The 19423-nt window shown below is 66.1% G+C and carries 18 protein-coding genes; 13 read left to right on the top strand and 5 right to left on the bottom strand.

The window, feature by feature from the left end:
* Positions 1–31: 31 nt before the first annotated feature.
* The gene (gene mvk, locus ACERIM_RS13800; protein ID WP_373633163.1) at positions 32–1018 is read left to right on the top strand and encodes a mevalonate kinase; all 987 of its coding nucleotides are present in this window, start codon (positions 32–34) and stop codon (positions 1016–1018) included.
* Positions 1015–1749, top strand: coding sequence for an isopentenyl phosphate kinase (locus ACERIM_RS13795; RefSeq protein ID WP_373633162.1), 735 nt, complete (start codon positions 1015–1017; stop codon positions 1747–1749). The genes mvk and ACERIM_RS13795 overlap by 4 nt, the downstream gene beginning before the upstream one ends.
* A gap of 127 nt (positions 1750–1876) precedes the next feature.
* On the opposite strand, the gene ACERIM_RS13790 is transcribed toward ACERIM_RS13795, so the two are convergent.
* Positions 1877–3421: a TrkH family potassium uptake protein gene (locus ACERIM_RS13790; protein WP_373633161.1), complete on the bottom strand. Its 1545-nt coding sequence runs from the start codon at positions 3419–3421 to the stop codon at positions 1877–1879.
* Positions 3422–3621: 200 nt separating this feature from the next.
* Between ACERIM_RS13790 and ACERIM_RS13785 the strand changes: the two genes are divergently transcribed.
* The 4 genes from ACERIM_RS13785 (at position 3622) to ACERIM_RS13770 (ending at position 6550) form a co-directional block, all read left to right on the top strand.
* Positions 3622–3867 (top strand): hypothetical protein, encoded by a 246-nt coding sequence (locus ACERIM_RS13785; RefSeq protein WP_049966672.1) that lies wholly within the window; start codon positions 3622–3624, stop codon positions 3865–3867.
* 118 nt (positions 3868–3985) lie between these two features.
* Complete coding sequence (locus tag ACERIM_RS13780) at positions 3986–4672, top strand: TrkA family potassium uptake protein (protein ID WP_373633160.1); 687 nt, start codon at positions 3986–3988, stop codon at positions 4670–4672.
* A 127-nt stretch (positions 4673–4799) separates the two neighbouring features.
* A complete protein-coding gene (locus ACERIM_RS13775; RefSeq protein WP_006650711.1) occupies positions 4800–6350 on the top strand; it encodes a TrkH family potassium uptake protein in 1551 nt (516 codons plus the stop codon).
* Positions 6347–6550, top strand: a complete 204-nt coding sequence (locus ACERIM_RS13770; protein WP_006650712.1) for a hypothetical protein — start codon at positions 6347–6349, stop codon at positions 6548–6550. Before ACERIM_RS13775 ends, ACERIM_RS13770 begins: the two co-directional genes overlap by 4 nt.
* A 127-nt stretch (positions 6551–6677) precedes the next feature.
* On the opposite strand, the gene trkA is transcribed toward ACERIM_RS13770, so the two are convergent.
* Entirely contained in the window at positions 6678–8009 is a 1332-nt protein-coding gene (gene trkA, locus ACERIM_RS13765; RefSeq protein WP_373633159.1) for a Trk system potassium transporter TrkA, read from the bottom strand.
* A gap of 357 nt (positions 8010–8366) precedes the next feature.
* Here trkA and ACERIM_RS13760 point away from each other — a divergent pair, with 357 nt between their 5' ends.
* The 4 genes from ACERIM_RS13760 (at position 8367) to ACERIM_RS13745 (ending at position 13031) form a co-directional block, all read left to right on the top strand.
* Entirely contained in the window at positions 8367–9713 is a 1347-nt protein-coding gene (locus ACERIM_RS13760; RefSeq protein ID WP_006182168.1) for a ribonuclease J, read from the top strand.
* A gap of 1 nt (position 9714) precedes the next feature.
* Positions 9715–10767 carry a geranylfarnesyl diphosphate synthase gene (idsA3, locus tag ACERIM_RS13755; protein ID WP_006182169.1) on the top strand — a complete coding sequence of 351 codons (1053 nt, stop codon included), beginning with the start codon at positions 9715–9717 and terminating at the stop codon, positions 10765–10767.
* Positions 10768–10872: 105 nt separating this feature from the next.
* The gene (locus tag ACERIM_RS13750) at positions 10873–11289 is read left to right on the top strand and encodes a hypothetical protein (RefSeq protein WP_373633158.1); all 417 of its coding nucleotides are present in this window, start codon (positions 10873–10875) and stop codon (positions 11287–11289) included.
* The gene (locus tag ACERIM_RS13745) at positions 11289–13031 is read left to right on the top strand and encodes a glutamate--tRNA ligase (protein WP_373633157.1); all 1743 of its coding nucleotides are present in this window, start codon (positions 11289–11291) and stop codon (positions 13029–13031) included. Before ACERIM_RS13750 ends, ACERIM_RS13745 begins: the two co-directional genes overlap by 1 nt.
* 55 nt (positions 13032–13086) lie before the next feature.
* On the opposite strand, the gene ACERIM_RS13740 is transcribed toward ACERIM_RS13745, so the two are convergent.
* Together ACERIM_RS13740 and ACERIM_RS13735 are read right to left on the bottom strand one after the other, a co-directional pair.
* Positions 13087–13251 (bottom strand): hypothetical protein, encoded by a 165-nt coding sequence (locus ACERIM_RS13740; protein ID WP_172704592.1) that lies wholly within the window; start codon positions 13249–13251, stop codon positions 13087–13089.
* A gap of 44 nt (positions 13252–13295) precedes the next feature.
* Positions 13296–13781, bottom strand: coding sequence for a DUF456 domain-containing protein (locus ACERIM_RS13735; RefSeq protein WP_373633156.1), 486 nt, complete (start codon positions 13779–13781; stop codon positions 13296–13298).
* Between the two features lie 80 nt (positions 13782–13861).
* On the opposite strand from ACERIM_RS13735, the gene ACERIM_RS13730 reads away from it, so the two are divergent.
* Both ACERIM_RS13730 and ACERIM_RS13725 read left to right on the top strand, forming a co-directional pair.
* Positions 13862–14602 (top strand): SDR family NAD(P)-dependent oxidoreductase, encoded by a 741-nt coding sequence (locus tag ACERIM_RS13730; protein WP_373633155.1) that lies wholly within the window; start codon positions 13862–13864, stop codon positions 14600–14602.
* A 79-nt stretch (positions 14603–14681) separates the two neighbouring features.
* The gene (locus tag ACERIM_RS13725) at positions 14682–14954 is read left to right on the top strand and encodes a HalOD1 output domain-containing protein (protein WP_006650720.1); all 273 of its coding nucleotides are present in this window, start codon (positions 14682–14684) and stop codon (positions 14952–14954) included.
* Between the two features lie 31 nt (positions 14955–14985).
* On the opposite strand, the gene tmcA is transcribed toward ACERIM_RS13725, so the two are convergent.
* Entirely contained in the window at positions 14986–17253 is a 2268-nt protein-coding gene (gene tmcA, locus ACERIM_RS13720; protein ID WP_373633154.1) for a tRNA(Met) cytidine acetyltransferase TmcA, read from the bottom strand.
* A gap of 330 nt (positions 17254–17583) precedes the next feature.
* Between tmcA and ACERIM_RS13715 the strand changes: the two genes are divergently transcribed.
* Positions 17584–19182 carry an oleate hydratase gene (locus tag ACERIM_RS13715; RefSeq protein ID WP_006650722.1) on the top strand — a complete coding sequence of 533 codons (1599 nt, stop codon included), beginning with the start codon at positions 17584–17586 and terminating at the stop codon, positions 19180–19182.
* The last annotated feature ends 241 nt before the right edge of the window (positions 19183–19423 follow it).

The raw sequence follows: 19423 nt of genomic DNA, 5'->3' as shown, positions 1-19423 counted from the left end.
CTATTACTCCCCCTCGGACGAACGGCCGGCCATGACACTCTCGAGCGCTCCCGGCAAGGTGTACCTCTTCGGGGAGCATGCGGTGGTGTACGGCGAGCCCGCCGTCCCGTGTGCGATCGAGCGGCGGGCCCGCGTCGAGGTCCGGCGACGGGACGACGGGCGACTCCGGGTCAACGCGGAGGACCTGAGCCTGAACGGGTTCACCGTCGAGTACGGGGCGACAGCCGACGCTCGCCCCGACGTGGACGTCCCCGAATCGCTGGTGACGGCGGCGACCCAGTACGTCGACGGTGCGATCGAACAGGTCCGCGAGGTCACCGGTGCGGAAGAGGCCGGCTTCGACGTGACCATCGAGAGCGACATCCCGCTCGGGGCGGGTCTGGGGTCCTCGGCGGCGGTCGTCGTCGCCGCCATCGACGCGGCCACTCGAGAACTCGGCGTCACCTTGGACCGCGACGAACTCGCCGAGCGAGCCTATCGAACGGAGTCACAGGTCCAGGACGGCCAGGCCTCCCGCGCCGACACGTTCTGCTCGGCGACCGGCGGCGCGGTCCGGGTCGAGGGCGACGACTGTCGCTCGCTCGAGGCACCGGAACTCCCGATCGTGATCGGGTTCGACGGCGGCGCGGGCGAGACCGGCCAGCTGGTCGCGGGCGTCCGGGACCTCCGCGAGGAGTACGACTTCGCGGCCCACACGGTCGAAGCCATCGGCGACGTGGTTCGCAACGGCGAGGACGCCCTCGCCGACGGCGATGTCGAGGAGATCGGTCGACTGATGGACTTCAACCACGGCCTGCTCTCCGCGCTGGGGGTCTCCTCACGCTCGCTGGACACGATGGTCTGGGCAGCCCGCGACGCGGGCGCTCACGGCGCGAAGTTGACCGGTGCCGGCGGCGGGGGCTGTATCGTCGCGCTCGATCCCACCGAGGAGACCGAGACCGCACTCTCGTTCACACCGGGCTGTGAGGACGCCTTCCGCGCCGAACTGGCAGAAACCGGGGTGAAGCGGGTCGAATGATCGTCCTGAAACTCGGCGGCAGCGTCATCACCGCAAAGGACCGGCCGGAGACCCTCGACGGCGACGCCCTGGCGCGGGCGGCGGACGCGATCGCTGCGCTCGAGGACGATGAGGACCTCGTCGTCGTCCACGGCGGCGGCAGTTTCGGCCACCACAACGCCAGCGAACACGGCGTCACCACGACGGCGGGGACCCGCGACGCGACCGCGGCGCTCGATATTCACGGCGCCATGAAGACGCTCAATCAGTTCGTCCTCGGACGGCTGCTCGAGCGCGACGTCGAGGCGGTGCCGGTCCATCCCTTCTCGGCGGGCCATCGCGACGGCGAGGGCGAACTCGATCTGCCGACCGGGCAGGTCGAGACGATGCTCGCCGAGGGATTCGTTCCCGTCCTCCACGGCGATATGATCGCCCACGCAGGCGAAGGCGCGACCGTCGTCAGCGGCGACGAACTGGTGGCGGCGTTGGCTCGAGCCCTTGAGGCCGATCGGGTCGGGCTCTGTTCGACGGTGCCCGGCGTACTGGACGGCGAGGATGCGGTCATCGACCGGATCGACGACTTCGACGCCGTCGCCGACGTCCTGGGAGCCAGCGAGGCGACCGACGTGACCGGCGGGATGGCCGGCAAGGTGCGGACGCTGCTCGATCTCGAGGCCGAGGCGTCGATCTTCGGGCTCGAGGGCTTGGCGTCGTTCCTCGCGGGCGAGAACCCGGGGACGACGATCGACTGAGGAGGGGTGCTATTACTGGGTCCCGGCGCATCCGTGGTGCAGATCGTGGCCGTGTCGGGACTGACGGGAATCGGATGAACGCGAGAGCAGGGAGCGGGATCGACCGCACGGAGGCGAGCCGATCCGTTCAGCGGGTCCAGAACCCGCCGGTAAAGAGGATCAGTACCGGGATGATCTCGAGGCGGCCGATCCACATCAGGAAGATCATCAGGAGTTTCGATGGGACCGGGAAATCCAGGTAGCTGCCGAACGGTCCGAGGTGGCCGAAGCCGGGGCCGATGTTCCCGATCGTCGCGAGGCTCGCGCTGAAGGCCTCGAGCGGGGAGAAGTTCGCGATCGCGCTGGCCCGACTGACGTCCAGCGCGATCAGCAGGGTCGCGCCGGCGAAGATGATGAGGTACATGAAGGTAAAGCCGAGGACGCCCCGGATGGCGTCCTCGTCGACGACATTGCCGCCGAGCCGGATCGGACGGACGACCTCGGGGTGGGACGCGGTAAACAGCTCCCGCCGAAGGACTTTGAAGATGATCAGCCATCGGACGACCTTGACGCCGCCACCCGTCGAGCCGGCACAGCCGCCCACGAGCATCGCGAACAGGAGGACGATCTTCCCCGTCGAACTCCAGTCGACGAAGTCACTGGTCGCGTACCCCGTCGAGGTCAACAGCGAGGAGATCTGGAAGGCGCTCTGGCGCAGCGAGTTCTCGAACACGCCTTCGGTCACGCCGCCGAGTTCCGCCAAGGCAGGCGCGGTGCCAACGTAGAGCATCCCGGCCAAGAGGGCGGTGAGTCCGGCGATCGCGGTGATGTAGGCGCGGAACTCGGAGTTGCGGACGAAGCGGTGGCCCTCCCCGCTGAAGACGTGCCAGAACAGCGCGAAGTTGGTCCCGGCGATGATCATGAACGGCACGGCGGTCCACTGCACGGCCGCCGAGAAGGCCGCGACGCTGTCGGCCTCCGGCGAGAACCCGCCGGTCGGGAGCGTCGTGAACCCGTGGGCGATGGCGTTGTACAGCCCCATGTTAGGTGCCGCTCCCGCGAGGTGCAAGCCGTAGAGAATAGCGATATAGACGATGGTAAAGGCGAAGTAGACCAGCCAGAGGATACGGGCGGTCTCCGCGATCCGCGGCGTGAGTTTCTGTAGCTCGGGGCCCGGAGCCTCCGAATCGACGAGCTGGGCACCGCTGACGGCGATTTCAGGGAGGATCGCGACCATCAACACGATGATCCCCATCCCGCCGAGCCACTGGGTGAGCTGTCGCCACATCATGATCGCGTGGGAATGGCGCTCGAGGGAAATTTCGCCCAGGACGGTCGCTCCCGTCGTCGTGAACCCGGACATCGACTCGAAGAGGGCGTTGACGGGATGGGCAAGCGTCGACTCGGTCCCCCAGCCCGCGATCACGTACGGCACTGCCCCCACGACCGCGACGGCGAGCCACGAGATCGCGACGAACAGCATCGCCTCGCGGATATCGAGGTCCGGTTCGGGGCTGAGCCGCTCGAGACCCTCGCCGACTGCGACCGTCAGCGCGATCGTCGCGACGAACGGGACGACTGGATCGCGATAGATAAGCGCCACGACGAGCGGAAGGACCAGCGGCACGGAGAGATACTTGAGAACGGTTCCGACGAGCGCGACGCTGGCGCGCCAGTCAGTTCGGAGCCGCATGGAACACCCCGCTCGCGGAAGTACATCTAGACACGGTAGTTATCGCATTTCGATTCGGTCCCATTAATCCATCGTAAGACGGTTTCCACCCGTGACACCGTTGTGGCCGGCGAAAAAGCACCTCGAAAATGGGCCTCGAAGGGGGAGTATCGATCGGTTTCGTGAATAGGATTATATACTGACAGCGCGTAGATAGTACTATGCACGTTCGATTACCAAGCGTTCGCCACCCACATACGTTCTACGACGTCTTTGGCGTCGTCGCCGCCGCGGTGGCGATCATGGCCCTCGTCCTTGCCGTCCGATACGGGGAGGTGATCCGACTCGAGATGGCCGTTTTCATCGCGGTCGTCTTCCTGTGGGCCGGTTGGGCGATCGAACGGATTCTGTCGGAAACCACGGAGCGATCGAGACGGCAGCGCCAACGGGACTGGCCGTGGAAATGATCCCGTCACGGTAGCTCTCTCGACGGATTCGCACGGGATCGAGTTCCTCTCGTTCGGGGCGACCGAGACGGTCACCGAAGCGGTATATTTTCAACGGTCACGCAAGAACACCGATCTAATGTATATCGTCATCGTCGGTGCGGGCGATATCGGCCAACCCCTCATCGATATCGCGACGCGTTCGGGAAACGAAGTCGTCGTCATTGAGAACGATCCCGAACGAGCGGATCGGGCCGCCGGTACGTACGACTGTCTGATTCTCGAGGACGATGCAACCGATCACAATGCGCTTCAGGACGCCGGCATCGAGCGGGCGGACGCCCTGATCAGTACGACCGACCGGGACGCGACCAACATCATGGTCTGTCTGCTCGCCCAGGAACACGAGGTCCCCAACATCGTCTCGGTCGTTCACGATCCCGAACACATGAACGTGTTCCGCCAGATCGGCGTCAACACGATGGAGAATCCGCAGGAACTCATCGCCGAATACCTCTATCGGGCGGTCGCTCGCCCGGCGATCGTCGACTACATGCGGATCGGCGAGCAGGCGGAAGTGTTCGAGATAGAGGTGACGGAAAACGCGCCGATCGCCGGGAAGACCCTCATCGAGGCGGCTGACGGTGACCTCCTCTCCGAGGACGTCCTCATCGTCGCGATCGAACGCGAGGGCGAGGATCCGCCGATCACGCCACGGGGGAATACGCGGATCGAGGCCGGGGACCTCCTGACGGTCTATTCGGCGTTCGGTGCGGAACCCGAACTCACGGACGTGTTCGGCCATCCCGAAGACCGAGTCCAATGACGGTCGATCGACGGTGGGTCCGGACCGACGCCGCTGGTACCGCACGGCCGTCTTCGGGAGCCCTGCCTCGAGCGGGGCGGCAAGCCCTCACCGTACCGGCGTCTCCGAAGCCGGTGGAGGGTGACGGATGAAGGGGGCGGCACGGACCATCGGACGGGACCTGGGCCGCATCTTTCAGGCGCTGGCCGGACTGCTGTTCGTTTCGATCCTCGTGCCGCTCATCTGGGGGGAGTACTACGCGATTCCGGCACTGGTCGTCGCGGGACTGGTCCCCTTTGCCGTCGGCTACATCTTGACCTCGCGGTTCCGGGACGCGGCCCGGCCCGGCAAGCTCCACGGGATGATCATCGCCGCGCTGGGCTGGTTCTGTGTCGCGATCTTCGGTTCGCTGCCGTTCCTCCTCATCGCGTGGACGGTCGAACTCGCGCCGCCGATCCTCGGCGAGCCATCCCAGACGTCGACGCTCGCGGCGTTTACGAACCCGATCAATGCCGTCTTCGAGAGCATGAGCGGCTTCACCGGGACCGGGCTGACGATGACCGACAACGAGGAGGTCCTGCCGCGGACGCTGCAGTGGTGGCGGTCGTTCATCGAGTGGATCGGCGGCGTGGGCGTGATCGTCCTCACGACGGCGATCCTCGCCCGGCCGGGGAGCGGCTCGCTGACCCTCTACGAGAGCGAAGCCCGCTCCGAGCGGATCCATCCGAGCATCGTCTCGACCGTGCAGACGATCTGGTGGATCTTCATCCTCTTTACGTTCGTCTCGATCCTGCTGCTGTGGGTCGTCGGAATGCCGCTCTGGGGGGCGATCAACCACGGCATGACGGGGCTGGCGACCGGCGGGTTCTCGATCACTGACAACTCGATCGCGACCTACGACAGCGTGGCCATCGACTTCGCGCTCCTCCCGATCATGCTGCTTGGCAGCATCGCGTTCCCCGTCCACTATCTCATCCTGCAGGGTGACCTGCGGAACCTCTATTCGGACCTGCAGACCCGCTGGGTGTTCATCTACATGGGGATCGGGACGGTTCTGCTGACCGTGCTGGTGTACGTCAGTGACACGTACGACTCCCTGTTTACCGCGTTCCGGTACGGCTCGTTCCAGTTCGTCTCGGCGGCGACCTGTGCCGGCTTCCAGACCGCGACCGACGCGACGAACGTCGCGCTGGGGCGCTGGTCGGCACAGGCCCAGCTCACCGTCGTGTTCGGGATGGTCGTCGGCGGCGCGGCGGGGTCGACGGTCGGCGGGATCAAGCTGATCCGAGCGCTCACCCTCCTGAAAGGGATCCGGTTCCGTATCGCGGACGTCTTCTACCCCGAGACGGCCGTCCGCCGACTGAAGATCAACGGCCGCCGGCTCAACGAGCAGGAAATACGCCAGGAGTTCGAGGAAGCGGCGATCATCGCCGCGCTCTGGTTCCTCTTCCTCGGGCTCGGCACCTTCGCGCTTCTCATCATGCTCCCGCAGGGCGAGTACACCCTCGAGAACGTTATCTTCGAAGTGGCAAGCGCACAGGGGAACGTCGGCCTCTCGGCGGGTATCACCGGGCCGGAGTCGCTCCCGACGCTCGGCAAGGTCATGTTCCTCTTTAACATGTGGATCGGCCGCCTCGAGATCATTCCCGTGCTGGTGACGCTGCGGGCGGTCTTCGACCGCGGGGGGCTCTACCGATGACCGTCTCTGATATCCCGATCGTCGGCGACCTCCTCGAGTCGGGCGCGGAGGACCGGGTCTTCGATTCGCTCCTGCTTGCGGGGCCGGTCCTGATACTTGTCATCGCCTTCCTCGGCCGCTCGACCGTTACGGTCGGTCTCGCAGCGGCGTACGTTCTCTTCTTCGTCGCATACGTCCTTTATCTCGGTGTCCGTCGCTGACGGTTGGTGGTGGCCCGTCGCCTCGTCCTCGAGACGACTGTCGAACCGGGATCGAGACGAGTGACAGTGCTTGGTCGACGAGAGCGGAGGCTGTGGCGACGGAAACTGCGGAGAACGAGCAGCGGCGCTAGATCAGGTCGAGGACGTCGTCGAGGACCGTCGCGTCGACGAAGACGATGATGTGGTCGCCGGGCTCGATGACGGTCGACCCGCGGGGTGTGATGTGGTCGCCGGACCGCGAAATCGCGCCGATGACGACGCCGGGAGGGAGATCGTCGGTCGCGTCGACGATTTCACGCCCGGCGAGGACGCTCTCCGGGCCGATCTCGATCTCGATGACCTCGGCACGGTCGTGTTCAAGCATCGCGATCTTCTCGGTGTTGTCGGTCCGGGTAAACCGGATGATCTCTTCGGCGGTCTCCTCGCGGGGGTTGATCGCGACGTCGATCCCGACGGTCTCGAAGAGGTCGGCGTACTCGGGGTTCTCGATGATCGCGACGGTACGGTCGACGCCGAGCCGATCGGCAAGCAGGGAGACGAGCAGGTTCTTCTCGTCGCTGTCTAAGGCGGCGACGACGACGTCGGCCTCGCCGACGTGTTCGCGCGCGAGGAACTCGGAGTTGGTCGCGTCGCTTTCCATGACCATCGTGTTCGGCAGCGATTCGGCGATCTCGCGGGCCCGTTCGTGGTCCCGCTCGATCAGCCGCGGCCGGAACCCGTGGTCCTCGAACTCGCGGGCCGCCTGGTAACCGACCTCGCTGCCGCCGACGATGACGACCTCCTCGGCGTCGTCCGGTTTGGTCGCGACCTCGTCGGCGAACTCGTTGATCGAGTCGGGACTACCGATGACGACGACCCGGTCGCCCGCCCGAATGTGTGTGTCACCCCGGGTTACGATCATCTCATCGTCGCGGAAGATCGCCGCGAACGTCAGCGAGTCGTAACAGTCGGCCTCGCTGACGGTCAGGTCCACGATCGGACTATCCGTCGGAATGTCGAACTCGGCCATCCGGACCAGTCCGCCGGCGAACGTGTCGACGTCGTGTGCGCTGGGCAGGCCGGAGATACGGAAGATCGCCCGCGCGGTCAACAGGTCCGTACAGACCATGAAATCGACGCCGAAGGCACCCTGCGATCCCTGCCACGTTTCCAGCAGCGTCCGGCGGCGCACTCGAGCGACCGTGAAGACGTCCGTCGCGGCCTTGGCCGCGCCACAGACGACCGCGTTGGTCTCGTCGTTGTCGGTACAGGCGATGACCAGTTCCGCCCGCTCGAGGTCCGCCTCACGAAGGATCTCAAGGTCGGTCCCGTCGCCCCGAATCGTCAGCACGTCCAGCGAGTAGGTGAGTTCCTCGACGACGTTCGCGTCGCGGTCGATGACGACCACGTCGTGGCCGTCCTCGAGGTTCGCGGCGATCGAGCGCCCGACCTCGCCGGCACCGACGATGATTACGTACACGACGATCCCTCCGAAAGCATGTATTGCCCACCGGTTTCGGCCGAATAGAGAAATGGATTACGGTGTCTCGAAACCCATGACAGCCCCCCGCGTTCCGCCCGGACCGCCCCCACGAGACGGTCGCTCCGGACGGCCAACCCACTGCGTTTTTAATGCCCGGGCGTGTAGGAGGGAGCAACGAAACCCGCGGGCAAGTGCGTTCGGTGGCTCACGATGTCGTGAGCCGGACGGGGACGATCGTCCCCGCGAGCGCATAGCGGGATGGCCGACGCGCTGCAAGACGCCGGGGCCGTACGACTAGGCGTCCGCGGACAGTTTCGATGAGAGTCCATCACGCGGCTTTCAGTGCTACGAACCATGGAAATCGAAATCGCAACCATTGGCGGCTACGAAGAAGTCGGACGGCAGATGACTGCCGTCCGCGCCGGCGACGACGTCGTCATCTTCGACATGGGTCTGAACCTCTCGCAGGTCCTGATCCACGACAACGTCGAAACCGAGCGGATGCACAGTCTCGACCTGATCGATATGGGCGCAATCCCGGACGATCGGGTCATGAGCGACCTCGAGGGCGACGTCAAGGCCATCGTGCCGACCCACGGGCACCTCGACCACATCGGTGCCATCTCGAAGCTAGCACACCGATACGACGCGCCGATCGTCGCGTCGCCGTTTACGATCGAGCTGGTCAAACAACAGATCGAGGGCGAACAGAAGTTCGGCGTCGAGAACGACCTCGTCAAGATGGAGGCCGGCGAGACGATGTCGATCGGCGACCGCAACGAACTCGAGTTCGTCAACGTCACCCACTCGATCATCGACGCCATTAACCCGGTCCTTCACACGCCCGAGGGGGCGATCGTCTACGGGCTTGACAAGCGCATGGACCACACGCCCGTCATCGGCGACCCGATCGACATGGAGCGGTTCCGCGAGATCGGTCGCGAGGGCAACGGCGTGCTGTGTTACATCGAGGACTGTACCAACGCCAACAAGAAGGGACGGACCCCCTCCGAGAAGGTCGCCCGCGAACACCTCCGGGACGTCCTCTACAGTGTGGAAGATTACGACGGCGGCATCGTCGCGACGACGTTCTCGAGCCACATCGCCCGCGTCAAATCGCTGGTCGAGTTCGCCGACGACATCGGCCGGCAGCCGGTCCTGCTCGGGCGGTCGATGGAGAAGTATTCGGGCACTGCCGAACGGCTCGACTTCATCGACTTCCCCTCGGATCTGGGAATGTTCGGCCACCGCAAATCCGTCGACCGGACGTTCAAACGAATCATGAACGAAGGCAAGGAGAACTACTTGCCCATCGTCACCGGCCACCAGGGCGAGCCCCGCGCGATGCTCACCCGAATGGCCCGCGGCGAGACGCCCTACGAACTGGACGACGGCGACAAAGTCGTCTTCTCGGCACGGGTCATCCCGGAGCCGACCAACGAGGGCCAGCGCTACCAGGCCGAGAAGTTGCTCGGCATGCAGGGCGCACGCGTCTACGACGACATCCACGTCTCTGGTCACCTCAACCAAGAGGGGCACTACGAGATGCTCGATGCGCTCCAACCGCAACACGTCATCCCTGCCCACCAGGACATGAGCGGCTTCTCCAGCTACGTCAATCTCTGTGAGAGCGAGGGCTACAAGATGGGCCGAGATCTTCACGTGACACGCAACGGGAACCTCATCCAGCTAGTCGACTGATATGACGAGCCCAGAGGCACGCGAAGAGGCGGTGCTCGAGGCGGTCCGGAAGCGCCGCGAGCAGGTCAACGACGCGATTCCCGAGGAGCTACCGATCAAGCGGCCCGAGCGGCTCTACGAGGCCTCCCGCTACTTGCTCGATGCGGGCGGCAAGCGACTCCGACCGACGGTGTTGCTGACGACCGCGGAGGCGCTGACCGACGTCGATCCGCTGTCGGCGGACTACCGCTCGTTCGACCCCGTCGACGGGAGCGGACCGGTCGATATGATGGCCGCCGCGGTCAGCGTCGAGGTCATCCAGTCGTTTACCCTGATCCACGACGACATCATGGACGACGACGACCTCCGCCGTGGGGTGCCGGCCGTCCACAAGGAGTACGACCTCGAGACGGCGATCCTCGCCGGCGACACGCTCTACTCGAAGGCCTTCGAGATCATGCTCGAAACGGGTGCGGAGTCGGATCGGATCGTCGACGCGCTCGACGTGCTGGCGACGACCTGTACGGACATCTGTGAGGGCCAGTCGCTGGATGTCACCTTCGAGGAACGGGCCGACGTTTCCCCCGACGAGTACCTCGAGATGGTCGAACAGAAGACGGCCGTGTTGTACGCCGCGTCGGCGTGTCTCCCCGCGATCTTGCTCGGGGCCGACGACGAGACCATCGAGGAACTCTACGGCTACGGGCTCGACATCGGCCGCGCGTTCCAGATCCGGGACGACGTCCTCGATCTGACCGTCCCGAGCGAACAACTGGGCAAACAGCGCGGGAGCGACCTCGTCGAGAACAAACAGACCCTGATCACCGTCCACGCCCGCGAGCAGGGCGTCGACGTCGAGAACCTCGTCGATACCGACGACGTCGAGGCGGTCACGGAGGCCGAGATCGACGACGCCGTCGCCGAACTCGAGGCGTCGGGCTCGATCGCCTACGCCGACGAAACCGCGACCGATCTCGTCGAACGGGGCAAGCGCCGACTCGAGGTACTGCCGGACAACGAGGCCCGCGACCTGCTCTGTGAGCTGGCGGATTACCTGATCGAACGCGGCTACTGACGCTCGATCGGGCACCCGCTGGCGGTCGGCACGGGCGACGCACCGCTCGAGACGGCGTTCGATTTCGCCCGGATTCTGTTGCGAATTCCCCACCGAGTGGTTGGTATGACTGACGGCTCCACGGACGGAGCCGGCGGGCTCTCCCGACGCGACCTACTCGGGACGGCAATGGCGGTCGGTGCGATCGCAACCGCCGACTGTCTCGACTCGGTCCTCGGGACCGCCGGCCCGAACGAAAACGAGATCGAACCCGTCGCGCCGAGCGAGCCCCGTGAGGGGACGGCCGGCGAGTTCTACACGCTGGTCGAGCGAACCGACGTTCCGGTCGCATCGCTCCGAGAAGACGAGGGGGACCTCGAGACCGAGACGGGCTATCGTACCGATCTTTCGGTACGGCCACAGGACGGGGATGGGTGTGCCGGTAGTGACTTCCCCGACCCGTCACGGGTAGCCGCCGTTGTGTGCGTCGGTTGCGGCCCGAATCGCGAGGGTTTTGGCCCGGGCGGAAGTACCGGCCGGTAATGGACGACGACTTACGCGAACGCATCGAGCGCGAGGTCGAGAAGCACGCGCTGTTGAACGCCGTCAAACACGAGAGCGACGCCGACGTCGGTGCCATCATGGGGCCGCTGATGGGCGACAACCCCGACTTCCGCCAACACGGCGACGAGATTCCGGGCATCGCCGGCGGCGTCGTCGGCCGGGTCAACGATCTCGGCTACGACGAGAAACGCGAGCGCCTCGAGGAACTCGCGCCCGCGGAACTCGCCGAGATCGAGGCCGAGGAAGAAGAAGACGAACACGACCTCCCCGACCTCCCGAACGCGGACGACTACGACGAGATCCGGATGCGGTGTGCGCCCAACCCCAACGGCCCGTGGCACGTCGGCCACGCCCGGATGCCCGCCGTCATCGGCACCTATCGCGAGCGCTACGACGGCTGGTTCTGCGTGCGCTTCGACGACACCGACCCCGAGACCAAGCGGCCCGATCTCGAGGCCTACGACGCGATCCTCGAGGACCTCGAATATCTCGGCTTCGAGCCCGACGACGTTTACAAGGCCAGCGATCGCCTCGAGACCTACTACGACCACGCCCGCGAGCTGATCGACCTCGGCGGGGCCTACACCTGCTCCTGCTCGGGCGAGGAATTCTCCGAGTTGAAAAACAGCGGCGAGGCCTGTCCCCACCGCGAGAAAGACGTCGAGACGGTCCGCGAGGAGTTCGCGGCCATGATCGACGGCGAGTACGAAAGCGGTGAGATGGTTCTCCGCGTGAAAACGGACATCGAACACAAGAACCCGGCACTGCGGGACTGGGTCGCCTTCCGGATGATCGATACGCCACACCCCCGCGAGGAAGCCAGCGAGTACCGCTGCTGGCCGATGCTCGACTTCCAGTCGGGGATCGACGATCACCTGCTCGGGATCACCCACATCATCCGCGGGATCGACCTGCAGGACTCCGCGAAGCGCCAACAGTTCGTCTACGACTACTTCGACTGGGAGTATCCGGAAGTCGTCCACTGGGGCCACGTCCAACTCGACGACTACGACGTCAAGATGAGTACCTCGACCATCTCGGAGCTGATCGAGCGAGGCGAACTCGACGGCTGGGACGACCCGCGAGCGCCGACGCTCAAGAGCCTGCGCCGGCGCGGTATTCGGGGCGAGGCCATCGTCGAGGCGATGGTCGGCCTCGGCACCTCGACCAGCGACGTCGATCTGGCGATGAGTTCGATCTACGCCGCCAACCGCGACCTGATCGACGAGGAGACGGACCGCCGCTTCTTCGTCCGCGACGGCAATCAGGTCCCCCTCGCCGGTGACCCGCCCGCCGAGGCGAACCCGCCGCTGCACCCCAACCACGAGGAACGGGGCGTCCGAGAGATCCCCGTCGGCGACTCGGTCATGCTCGAGGCCGAGGACCTCCCCGACCCGGCCGTCGAGGACACGCGGCTCTGGCTGAAGGGACTGGGCGGGTTCGAACTCGAGGACGGCGCGTTACGGTACGCCACCGACGATCTCGACGTGGTCCGCGAGGAGGGCGTCGACGTCGTCCACTGGGTGCCGGCCGACGGCCGCGTCCCCCTCCGCATGCGGACGATCGACGGCGACGTCACGGGCCACGCCGAGCCCGGCGTCGCCGACCTCGAGCCCGACGAACTGGTGCAGTTCGAGCGGGTCGGGTTCGCGCGGATCGATCGGCACGAAAGTGACGAGGAGGACGACGCGGAGACCGTCGCGTACTACACACATCCCTGAGGCCGTTCCGAGACGGGACGGCTCTCCGAGTCGGGGATTCCCACGCTCCTGCCGATTACTCGAGCAGGTCGTCACCCCGATCCGGCAACGGATCGGCGACGACGCCATCCTGCCGACCCAGCACGCGGGCGTGGGCGGCACAGACGTGCCGGTTCTCGTCCCACGGAACGTGTAACTCGACCGCCGCTTGGCGCTGACAGTCGGGTTCGGTACAGTCCATCATTCTCCGTGAACGATACCCACGACTTCAGTGTTTCCCGCGGATCACAGCAGGAAGACCGCGACGAGAAAGCCAAGCAAAATCGTGGCCGTCAACAGCACCTGGACCGCCGTCGACGCGAGGGTCCCGACCGTCGTGTAGACCGCCGACCGGGCGCTGCCCTCGAGTTCCTCGCCGCGGACGAACTCGAGGACGAAGACGGTCCCGAAGAGGCCGGCCAGCAGCCCGACCGGGCCGGTGACGAGCATGAGGGCGATCCCGACGCCGGCGGCGACGGCGGTGGTCAGCCACGAGGCGCCGCCGGCGCGGGCGGCGATCGACCCGCCGAAGAACTCGACGAGTGCCGTGATGACGGCGATGACGGCCAGGACGGCGAACGTGAGGACGCTGATCTCCGCGGTGCCGGACCCCCACCAGTAGACGCCGAGCCCCGCCAGCGAGAGGAGGCCGCTGGGCACCATCGGGACGGCCGCGCCGACGATCGCACCGGCGAGCAACGCGATGGCGACGACGAGGACCACGTCGACCATACTGACGGCGACGACGGACTGCGGCAAATGCCTACCGCCTTCAGTGTCTACTATAGGGGGCCAACCCCGAAGGTGGGGGTATGTCACAACAGCGCGGTGCGATCGTCGTCGGCGCGTCCTCGGGGATCGGCGAGGCGCTTTCCCGACGGCTGGCGGCCGACGGCTACGAGATCGGACTTGCAGCCCGGCGAACCGAACGGATGCGGCGGATCGGGAACGAACTACCGACCAAGTCCTACGTCGCGACGATGGACGTCACCGCAGTCGAGGACGCCAGACAGGGCTTTTTCGACCTCGCGGAGGCGATGCCGTCGGTCGATCTCGTCGTCCTCAGCGCCGGGGTCGCGACCGTCAATCGGGACCTCGAGTGGGAGCCCGAACGGCAGACGATCGACGTCAACGTCCGCGGGTTTACCGCGCTGGCGACGGCCGCGATGGAATACTTCGAGTCGACGCCGGACCACGCCAGCGAGTCGGACGGCCACCTCGTGGGGATCTCGTCCGTGGCGGCCCACATCGGTAACGACGACGCGCCGGCGTACAGCGCTTCCAAGGCCTACGTCTCGACGTATCTGGAAGGGCTTCGCTATCGGGAGGGCGATCGCGATACGGACGTGGCGATCACGACCATCGAGCCGGGGTTCGTCGACACCAAGCTGTCGCTGGGCGGCTTCTGGGAGTGTTCGCCCGAAACGGCGGCCGCACAGATCGCTCGAGCGATCGAGAAGAAGCGAACGCACGCCTACGTCACGCGGCGCTGGCGGGCCATCGCGTGGCTCGTTGATCTCCTTCCCGAGCGGCTGCGTCGACGGCTGTTTTGAGGGTGCGTGCCGGGGACGGCGTCTCGGAGAGCGGAATCATGCCGGACATCTATACTGGGGGTTCCCGTTGGCAGGGACGATGACGGATCAGACCGAGAGTGAGATCGTTCACCGGACGCTCGACCCCGACGGCGAGAACCCGACGGTACAGATCATCGAGGCGATCATGGACCTCGAGGGCGTCGATTCGACCGACCTCCCGACGATATACGACTGCGTGGACGGGATGCTCGCCGAACTCTTTTCGAACCCGCCGGCACCGGAGGCCCAGATGGAGGTCGAGTTCAGTTATCACCGGTATCGGATCACCGTCGAACAGAACGGGAAGGCGAAGTTCGTGAAAACGGGGTGAGGGACGGCCCGCCGTTCGCGGTACTGCGGACTCACTCGTCGGCGAACCGCTCCCGAACCGCGAGCGCCGCCGCGGTCCCGTAGCGATCGACCAGCGGACAGACGGCGTCGCCCAGCGCGCGCATACACTGGCCGGTCGAATGGAACTCGAGGCGGTCGGCAACGGACTCCCAGTCCCGGGCCTGCAGAACGCGCAGGACGAGCAGCCGCTCCTCGCGGGCGGTCAGGTCGACACCGTCGGGGTCGTCGGCGAGGTATCGAACGACGAGATCGCGGAAGGGGCCGGGATCGACGTCGAACAGGCCCGGCCCGTAGGCGGCTCCGGCGACGACCCGCCACTCGTGATCGGACAACTCGAGCGGCGGCGCGGCCTCGGCGTCGACGCTCCGGAGGACGGCACGGGCCACGTCGGGCTCGAGGTCGGCGAGCGAGTCCGAACAGCAGGCCCCGAATCGGCCGGCAAACCACTCGGCGTGGCGGTCGTGGAGCCGCTGGCCCGCGTCCGTCGTCGGCGCGAGCATGAGCGCGGAGTACTCGCCGCTCGAATCGTTGCGGGTCGTCGAGACGTGGACCGTCCGATAGCCGTTCGCCCGCCAGAACGCGAGCAGGCCGGGGGTCGCGCCGAAGCCGGTCCCGAGCCAGTCGATCGAATCCGCGCCGTCGCCGAACTCCTCGCGAACGCGCTCGAGCAATAACGAGCCCAGCCCCCGCGAGCGGGCCGCGTGGTGGGTCGCGATGCGGACGACCCGCAGGCCCGCGGGCTCGCCGGCGGCCTCGTCGCGCACCTGGCTGGTCAGCACGTCCGGCAGCATGTTACCCCGAATCCGGCCGCCCTCGTACATCATCGCGCGGCGCTCGGGCGACAGGTTCCCCTCCCGCGCGAGCAGGGCGACGCTGACGACGTGGCCGTCCCGTACCAACGCGCGGGCCTCGAGGTTGGGGGCGTCGAGCAGGCGCGCGAGGTCGTTGGGTTCGGTCCGGTAGTGTGCGAGGACGAGCAGGCCGAAGGCCTCTCGGAGCAGGCGCTCGTCCGCGAGGAGGGCGTCGGGCTCGAGCCGGCGGTACTCGACCGAGTCGGGGTCGGCGTCGGCGACCAGCGGCTCGACCGGCGGCCGGGCGTCGAGCAGCAACGCGCGGAAAGCCCACACCTCGACGGGATCGCCCCCGGCGTACCGGATCGGCTCGACGAGCCGGCAGTCGGTCACCTCGTGGTCGCTCTCGGCCAGCCGGTCCCGGAACCGGACCGAGAAGCCCCGACCGGCTCCCTCGTAACCGTGGATCGTCGTCGCGAACGCGACCCGGTCCGCGGTCAGCAGCGACTCGAGGGTCGCAACGGGAAGCGCAGCGGCCTCGTCGACGAGGACGATATCGGCCGTTTCGGTCGTTTCCGCCGCGGCCGTCGGCTCGCGGAACCGGACCGAGCCGCCCGCGCTCGTCTCGATCCGGCGGGACTCGACCGTCGCGTCGTCGTCGAGCGTCCGGCAGAGTTCGCCCGCTCGATCGAGCAGTTCCGCCGCGTTCCGGGCCGCTGGAGCGGTCACAAGGACGTCCTCGCCGGCGGTGGCGAACGCGCCCGCGGCGATCCCCGCCGCGCTGGACTTGCCCCGTCCTCGGTCGGCCTCGAGGACGACGGCCCGATCGGGCTCGGCGAGCGCCTCGAGGGCGGCGACGGCGTCGGCCTGATCGCCCGTCAGGCAGGCCTCGTAGGCGGCCATCGGGAACCGTCGATCCGGCGGCGGCGCGGGATCGGCCGTCGCCAGCCGCGGGGACGGGTGGGTCAGGCCGTCGGCCTCGATCCGTCCTGACTCGAGGTCGACGATGGCGACGCCGCGGTGCGCCCGTACGGTCTCGACGAGTCGTCGTCGGAAGCGGCCGGAGACATCGTCCAGTTCGAACGGCGGGACGGCAAGCGATTCGTCGAACCCGTCGCGGCGGTCCGGCCACGCCTCGAGCGGCGGCACGAGCAAGACGAGGAGGCCGCCGCCGTCGACCGCACCGGCGACTTTCCCGACGGCGTTGGGCCGGAGTTCCGTGTGAGCGTCGACGGCGATCACCTCTCGCGTCGTTCCCAGCAATTCGCTCGCGTTGGCCTGGGGCAACTGTTCGCAGCGAAGTCGGTCGTCGGGCCCGACCAGCGTCGTCGCGGTAATCGGGACCGACAGGGTATCGAGGATCGACTCGAGTCGATCGTACCCGCGCTCTCGGTCTCCCGCAAGGACCAACGCCCGCCGTTCGTTGGCGCGCTCGGCTTCCGCGCGGAGTGTTCGCGCGAGTGTAACGACGTCCGCGTCCGCGTTCATACGCCCGCTTCGTGTGTGCCGGTATAATTATTCACTCATGCGCGAACGCCGTCGTCGAGGGTACCGTCGACCATCGCGACTCCGTGTCCGCCTCGAGGATCGATTCGGTGACTTTCGCCGTCTCCGTCCGTCGAACCGCGTCCGATCGGGACGGCAATTCCCGGAAACTCATAACCTGTTCATCATTTCCACGCTATGAGAACTGCTGTCCGATTTCAAGACCGGTCGTATCAATAATCTAAGTGTGGTTGTACATGTACGACAGGACGGATTCACACTGGCCGTGCCGGCGAAACGGGACGTCGATCGGGAACACGGAGGGAAGATCATATGAGTAACGAACAACCCCAGCGACAGGACGGATCGGAACGGGAGGCGTACTTCGTCGGCGGGGGGATCGCATCCCTCGCCGGAGCCGCGTTCCTCGTCCGTGACAGCGAACTGCCGGGCGAGAACGTCCACGTCCTAGAGAAACTGGACGTGATGGGCGGGGCACTCGACGGAGCCGGCTCGCCCGAGGAGGGATACGTCATTCGGGGCGGCCGGATGCTCAACTTCCCGACGTACGAGTGTACGTGGGACCTGCTCGAGACGATTCCGTCGCTCGAGGACCGCGAACGGTCGATCAAGGACGTCATGGACGAGTTCAACGAGGAACACCAGACGTACGCCGTCGCCCGGTTAGTGGGTGACGAGCAGGAGGTCCTCGACGTCTCGTCGTACGGTCTCGAGATGGACCACCGCCTCTCCTTGCTCCAGTTGGTTCTGACGCCCGAGGAGCAACTCGGCGACACGCGGATCGAAGAGTGGTTTTCCGATTCCTTTTTCGAGACGACGTTCTGGTACATCTGGGCGACGACGTTTGCCTTCCAGCCCTGGCACAGCGTCGCGGAGATGCGCCGATACATGCACCGCTTCATGCACGAGTTCCCCCGGTTGAACACCATGGAGGGGATCCACCGGACCAAGTACAACCAGTACGATTCGATGGTCCGACCGATTCGGCGGTGGCTGGAAGACCACGGCGTCGAGTTCCGAGGCGGCTGTGAAGTGACCGATATGGATATCGTGCCCGGTCGGGACGGCAAGACCGTCGAAACGATCCACTACGAGGCCGACGGTGTAGCCGAGACGATCGACGTCGAGCCGACGGATCTCGTCTTCGTGACCAACGGCTCGATGACCGACGGCTCGGATCTCGGATCGATGACCGAAGCGCCCGACCTGAACACGACGGGGGCGTCCTTCGAACTGTGGAAGAACATCGCCGAGGACAACCCCGAGTTCGGGACGCCGTCGGCGTTTGCCGACCACGTCCAGGAGACGAAGTGGCCGTCTTACACCGTCACACTCGACGAGCCGGACCTGCTCGAACACATCGTCGAGGTCACGGGCGAAGCGCCTGGGAACGGATTGATCACCTTCACCGAGTCGAACTGGCTGATGTCCATCGTCGTCGCCGCCCAGCCCCACTTCGCGAACCAGCCCGACGACGTGAAGATCTTCTGGGGATACGGCCTGTTCCCCGAAGAGGAGGGGAACTACGTCGAGAAGAAGATGGGGAACTGCACCGGCGAAGAGATCCTCGAGGAACTGTGCTACCACCTCGGCTATCTCGATGAACTCCCGTCGGTCCTCGAGGACGCGAACTGTATCCCCTGTAATATGCCGTTTATCACGAGTCACTTCATGCCGCGGACGCCCGGCGATCGGCCGGACGTCGTCCCACCGGGATCGAACAACCTCGCGTTCATCGGCCAGTTCGCGGAGCAACCCCGGGACGTGGTGTTCACCGTCGAGTATTCGGTACGGTCCGCGATGACGGCCGTCTACGACCAACTCGACGTGGATCGGGACGTGCCACCGGTGAGTACGCACCAGTACGAACCCGAGGTTCTCGTCGACGCCGCGAAAGCGGCGTTCAGATAGCCCCGATACCGGAGTACTCACCGGCGGTGTGGGAACCCACCGCCGGCCGGGAGAACACGACCGTTCGATTCTGTCATTTTTCGCACCCGATGGCGACCCGAACCGACCTCGTCCGTGCGGAGGTGTCTCACTTCGCCATCCGTTTGAACACGCTTTTAAGGGGGGCAACGCTATTCGAGTGTACACCCTACGCGGGGTTGATGATGCTCCTAGCTTCACAGGACTTCCGCCGGGATCGGCC

It is taken from the genome of Natrinema sp. H-ect1, from assembly GCF_041821105.1.
GTDB classification, from domain to species: Archaea; Halobacteriota; Halobacteria; order Halobacteriales; family Natrialbaceae; genus Natrinema; species Natrinema thermotolerans.
The sequence above is the reverse complement of the archived record's forward strand: the minus strand, read 5'-3'. Positions and strand labels throughout refer to the sequence as shown.

Coding starts and splice junctions, on each gene's coding strand:
- ACERIM_RS13795 (WP_373633162.1), top strand. CDS start 1,015: ATGATCGTCCTGAAACTCGGCGGCAGCGTCATCACCGCAAAGGACCGG.
- ACERIM_RS13730 (WP_373633155.1), top strand. CDS start 13,862: ATGTCACAACAGCGCGGTGCGATCGTCGTCGGCGCGTCCTCGGGGATC.
- ACERIM_RS13785 (WP_049966672.1), top strand. CDS start 3,622: ATGCACGTTCGATTACCAAGCGTTCGCCACCCACATACGTTCTACGAC.
- ACERIM_RS13740 (WP_172704592.1), bottom strand. CDS start 13,251: ATGGACTGTACCGAACCCGACTGTCAGCGCCAAGCGGCGGTCGAGTTA.
- ACERIM_RS13775 (WP_006650711.1), top strand. CDS start 4,800: ATGAAGGGGGCGGCACGGACCATCGGACGGGACCTGGGCCGCATCTTT.
- ACERIM_RS13770 (WP_006650712.1), top strand. CDS start 6,347: ATGACCGTCTCTGATATCCCGATCGTCGGCGACCTCCTCGAGTCGGGC.
- ACERIM_RS13745 (WP_373633157.1), top strand. CDS start 11,289: ATGGACGACGACTTACGCGAACGCATCGAGCGCGAGGTCGAGAAGCAC.
- ACERIM_RS13735 (WP_373633156.1), bottom strand. CDS start 13,781: ATGGTCGACGTGGTCCTCGTCGTCGCCATCGCGTTGCTCGCCGGTGCG.
- tmcA (WP_373633154.1), bottom strand. CDS start 17,253: ATGAACGCGGACGCGGACGTCGTTACACTCGCGCGAACACTCCGCGCG.
- ACERIM_RS13790 (WP_373633161.1), bottom strand. CDS start 3,421: ATGCGGCTCCGAACTGACTGGCGCGCCAGCGTCGCGCTCGTCGGAACC.
- ACERIM_RS13715 (WP_006650722.1), top strand. CDS start 17,584: ATGAGTAACGAACAACCCCAGCGACAGGACGGATCGGAACGGGAGGCG.
- mvk (WP_373633163.1), top strand. CDS start 32: ATGACACTCTCGAGCGCTCCCGGCAAGGTGTACCTCTTCGGGGAGCAT.
- ACERIM_RS13780 (WP_373633160.1), top strand. CDS start 3,986: ATGTATATCGTCATCGTCGGTGCGGGCGATATCGGCCAACCCCTCATC.
- ACERIM_RS13750 (WP_373633158.1), top strand. CDS start 10,873: ATGACTGACGGCTCCACGGACGGAGCCGGCGGGCTCTCCCGACGCGAC.
- ACERIM_RS13725 (WP_006650720.1), top strand. CDS start 14,682: ATGACGGATCAGACCGAGAGTGAGATCGTTCACCGGACGCTCGACCCC.
- ACERIM_RS13760 (WP_006182168.1), top strand. CDS start 8,367: ATGGAAATCGAAATCGCAACCATTGGCGGCTACGAAGAAGTCGGACGG.
- idsA3 (WP_006182169.1), top strand. CDS start 9,715: ATGACGAGCCCAGAGGCACGCGAAGAGGCGGTGCTCGAGGCGGTCCGG.